The sequence below is a fragment of the Ottowia sp. genome, from assembly GCF_047975795.1.
GTDB lineage: Bacteria > Pseudomonadota > Gammaproteobacteria > Burkholderiales > Burkholderiaceae_C > Ottowia.
Genome location: NZ_JBKEEE010000089.1, coordinates 1 through 4,054, shown reverse-complemented (window position 1 = coordinate 4,054; position 4,054 = coordinate 1). Strand labels below are relative to the sequence as shown.

Annotated in this window: 3 protein-coding genes; 2 read left to right on the top strand and 1 reads right to left on the bottom strand. The window is 63.0% G+C overall.

Annotation, left to right across the window (positions count from 1 at the left end; genetic code table 11):
- Positions 1-325 precede the first annotated feature (325 nt).
- Both thiD (ACK5NW_RS13860) and thiD (ACK5NW_RS13855) read left to right on the top strand, forming a co-directional pair.
- Positions 326-2,002 carry a bifunctional hydroxymethylpyrimidine kinase/phosphomethylpyrimidine kinase gene (thiD, locus tag ACK5NW_RS13860; protein WP_416929049.1) on the top strand — a complete coding sequence of 559 codons (1,677 nt, stop codon included), beginning with the start codon at positions 326-328 and terminating at the stop codon, positions 2,000-2,002.
- Positions 2,003-2,082: 80 nt separating this feature from the next.
- Positions 2,083-2,919, top strand: a complete 837-nt coding sequence (gene thiD, locus ACK5NW_RS13855; RefSeq protein WP_416929051.1) for a bifunctional hydroxymethylpyrimidine kinase/phosphomethylpyrimidine kinase — start codon at positions 2,083-2,085, stop codon at positions 2,917-2,919.
- A 54-nt stretch (positions 2,920-2,973) separates the two neighbouring features.
- On the opposite strand, the gene ACK5NW_RS13850 is transcribed toward thiD (ACK5NW_RS13855), so the two are convergent.
- Positions 2,974-3,849 carry a hypothetical protein gene (locus ACK5NW_RS13850; protein ID WP_416929047.1) on the bottom strand — a complete coding sequence of 292 codons (876 nt, stop codon included), beginning with the start codon at positions 3,847-3,849 and terminating at the stop codon, positions 2,974-2,976.
- Positions 3,850-4,054 lie beyond the last annotated feature (205 nt).

The window sequence follows — 4,054 nt, the reverse complement described above, 5'->3', positions numbered from 1 at the left end:
ATCAGGGTCAAGCGAACCAAAAACAGCGCAAAACGATGAGAAATTCAACGCTCGTTTCGCCATGTGAACATTCACGCGTCACCTCGCCCTGCAGCGGGGGTTGTGCAGACCTTCCCTAAGAAATAAGATCGCCGATGGCCACAAAGAAAGCCATCTAACCTAAAATCCCCGCCCAGCAACTCGGCTTAATCATCAAGTTTGCGCGGTGCATAAGCGGTACAGCCCTGAGGCTCTGCGTGACAAGTCAAAGCCGCGCAGCGCCGGTGACGGCCACGTTAGCGGCGACCCACTTTCAGTCTCCAGATTGAGCCCCTAAAAACACATGATGGCGCAGACAAATCAAGCGCAAACAGCTTCTGAATTCATAGCAAAACCGGTCGTCTGGAGCGTTGCCGGCAACGACTCGGGCGGCGGCGCGGGTCTGAGCGCCGACGCGCGTGCGGCGGCGGGTTTTGGCGTGCACCTGTGCCCGGTGGTGGCCGCCGTCACGGCGCAGAACTCGGTGGGCGTGACCCATGTCGAGCCGGTCGCGCCCGAGCTGCTGGACGCGCAGCTGGCCGCGCTGGCGGCCGACATGCCGCCGGCTGCCATCAAGACCGGCCTGCTGGCCAGCACGGCCAATATCGCCGTGCTGGCGCGCTGGGTCGACCGGCTGCGCGCGCAGCGCCCCGATCAACCGGTGGCGCTGGTGGTGGACCCGGTGCTGGGTGCCAGCACCGGCGCGGCCTTTGCCGACGCCGCCACGCTGGCCGCCTATCGCGATCTGCTGCTGCCGCGCGCTACCCTTGTCACGCCCAACCAGACCGAGGCGCGGCGGCTGGTGGGCGAAGGCGAGGGCGAGGATGCGCTCACGGTGCCCGATTTGGCCGAGCGGCTGCAAGGTCTGGGCGCGCAGGCCGTGGCCCTTACCGGTGGCGACGACGATGCCGACACGCCCGGCTGGGCGCTGGACTGGATCACCACCCCGCAGGCCAGCGGCTGGCTGGCGCTGCCGCGCGTGGCCACGCGCCACACCCACGGCACCGGCTGCACTTTTGCCAGCAGCGCGGCGGCGGCGCTGGCGCAAGGCTTTGTGACGGCCGACGCGCTGGTGCTGGCCAAGATGGCGACCACACAGGCGCTGCGACTGGGCTACGCCGCCGGGCAGGGTGCCGGGCCGGTGGCGGCGCAGGCTGGGTTTGCCGCCGATGCGACCTTGCTGCCGCTGATGTCGTGGGGTGATGAGGCCGATAAAAATTCTCAATTTGATAGCTGTTTGCGCCATAAAGACAGGCACCAGAACCCGATTCATTCATCAGACATTGGCCTGTACGCCATCGTCGACAGTGCCGAGTGCGTGGCCCAGGTGGTGGCCGCTGGTGTGCGCACGGTGCAGCTGCGCATCAAGACACCCGAAGCGCCCGATACGCCGGATGCGGCTTGGCATACCGCGCTGCGCCGCGCCATCACTGAGGCGCTGGCCGCCTGCCGCGCCGCCGGTGCCACGCTGGTGGTCAACGACCACTGGCGGCTGGCGGTCGAGCTGGACGAATCTTCACTGCTGGCCGTGCATCTGGGACAAGAGGATTTGTTGGCGCTGGGCGAAGCGGGCCGTGCCGAGCTGGCCGCCAGCGGCTTGCGGCTGGGCATCAGCAGCCACAGCCTGTGGGAGCTGTGCCGCGCCCGCAGCCTGCAACCCTGGTACGTGGCTTGCGGCCCGGTCTGGCCGACGTTGACCAAGGCCATGCCTTGGGTGCCGCAGGGGCTGGACAACCTGGCCTGGTGGGTGCACATGGCGGGCGTGCCGGTGGTGGCCATTGGTGGCATTCTTGATGCGGGGCAGGCCACGCAGGCAGCCCAAAGCGGCGCGACGGGCGTGTGTGTGGTGCGCGGGCTGGGCGATGACCCAGCAGCCACCGTGCCCGGCTGGCAAGCGGCGATTGCCCAAGGGCAACAGGGGGCACAAGGTGCCGCGCGGCTGCCTGTGCCGTTGTGGCCACACCCTTCGTTACGCAAATCCTGACGAGAATTGACCCATTCTGGGGCGCAAAAGAGGGCGATTGACGTACAGTGACCGCCTTCAACACCACTTCACCCATCGCCATGAACGACGACGCCAGCCCATTGCACTATGTCCGCGTGCTGACCATTGCCGGGTCAGACTCAGGCGGTGGTGCGGGCATTCAGGCCGATCTGAAAACCTTTGCCGCGCTGGGCTGCTTTGGTCTTAGCGCCATCACCGCGCTGACGGCGCAAAACACTGTAGGCGTGAGCGCCATCCATGCCGTGCCCCCTGAGTTTTTGGACGCCCAGATCGACGCGGTGGTCAGCGACATTGGTGTGGATGCCGTCAAGATTGGCATGCTGCACTCTGAAGCCGTGGTGCACACCGTGGCGCAGGCGCTCGATCGCCACGCCTTGCAACACGTGGTGCTGGATCCGGTGATGGTGTCGGCCACGGGCGCGCGGCTGATCGAAGAGCAGGCCGTGCAAACGCTGGTGGCCGAGCTGTTCCCGCGCGCCAGCCTGATTACCCCCAACCTGGACGAGGCGGCGCTGCTGCTGGGCCAGCCGGTGGCCAGCGTGAGCGAGATGCCCGCCGCGGCCCAGGCGCTGCTGCAACTTGGCGCGCGCGCGGTGCTGCTCAAAGGCGGGCACTTGCCTGGCACGCAAGTGCGCGATGTGCTGCTGGAGCGTGGCGGCGATCAGCACACCATGCAGGCCGACCGCGTAGACACAGGCAACCTGCACGGCGCAGGCTGCACCTTGTCATCGGCCGTGGCCGCTTTTTTGGCCCAGGGCTTGCCGCTGCGTCTGGCTGTCGAGGCTGCGCACAGCTATGTCATCGACGCCATTCAAGAAGGTGCGCTGGCTGTCACTGGCCAAGGCGTGGGGCCGCTGAACCACGGCTTTTCGCCCCGGGTGATGCTGTTGCGTTGAGTCGGTGATGGGATGGTCTGCTTGGGCGGGTGTGCCGGGAGTTTTTGCAGGCTATCAGAATGCGCCTGAGCGACGTTGAATCAGCCATGCTGTCATGGCTACCAGGCCGAAAAGTAGCGCCAGCGCAGTTGGGTTCAGAGTAGGTACAGGTACAACGACAGCGCTTGTAGCCGATGGCCTCTTGGCAATCAGGATGGCCGTGCCAACGTAGTCGGCGCGCTGGGCCGGCAAACTATATACATTGTCTGCGCCTGTGATCGAAAGGCGGTTGGACACGATGCTGAAATCGCTGATCCCGGCAGGGTTGGTTACGCGTACCAGTGCCATGGCCGTGTTGTTGTCTGCGCCATAGGTTCGCCACGACAGGGTTGATGTGCCGCTGCCTGTAATGTCAAAAGTACCCGTGGTAGGAGGAATGCCTGTGGTTCCCGTATGTGACACCACTTCAAACTGGGTGCCTGGCTGCGTGGACGACCATGCCCACCGAACGTACTTCATGCCGCTGATGCCTGCCAGCGTATCGCCACCTGCATAAAAAAGAAGCTCGGTAGGCAAAGTGGCTCCACTGAAGCTGTAAGTGGTGGTGGTGTCGCCCCCGCTGCTTTCTTGCCCGTTATTGACGAGAAATGACGGAACCCCTGTGATGCCATAGCCGGGGGTGGCATAGACGGCAACGTTGTAAAAATCCCCAATCGTGCCGGGACTGGACACAATGGAGTTCCCAGCGACATCAATCTGGATGGCACCATAGTCTGCAGACGAGGTGGTGCTGTTGGTAGAGCTGGCCGAGACCGCAGGCCATTCCACCAGCTCATATTCAGTTCCACCCAATGTGAAATGGGTTTGTGCGGCGGCACTTAGACTGAAAAATAGAATCAGAAAACTGCTGAGTAATTGACGGACGGCAGTGGGTGTGTGACAGCGGATCATGAGTGTGAAAACCTAATATAATTAAAACTAATGAATTAAAAAATATAGGAAATTATGTGCCAATTATGCAAGAAAAGATAACATTTTAGGGAAGGTCTGCAAAAGTCAGCCCCATGACGGCCTGATCTGAGACAGTGGAGCGATGCAACAGACAAGCCTTGCCACCACTGGATTCGAGCTTGCAGCCAAACGCACGCGCAAGCGT

Bases quoted from the DNA above. Each gene is read 5' to 3' on its own strand.
- thiD (WP_416929049.1), top strand. From the start codon at position 326: ATGGCGCAGACAAATCAAGCGCAAACAGCTTCTGAATTCATAGCAAAA.
- thiD (WP_416929051.1), top strand. From the start codon at position 2,083: ATGAACGACGACGCCAGCCCATTGCACTATGTCCGCGTGCTGACCATT.
- ACK5NW_RS13850 (WP_416929047.1), bottom strand. From the start codon at position 3,849: ATGATCCGCTGTCACACACCCACTGCCGTCCGTCAATTACTCAGCAGT.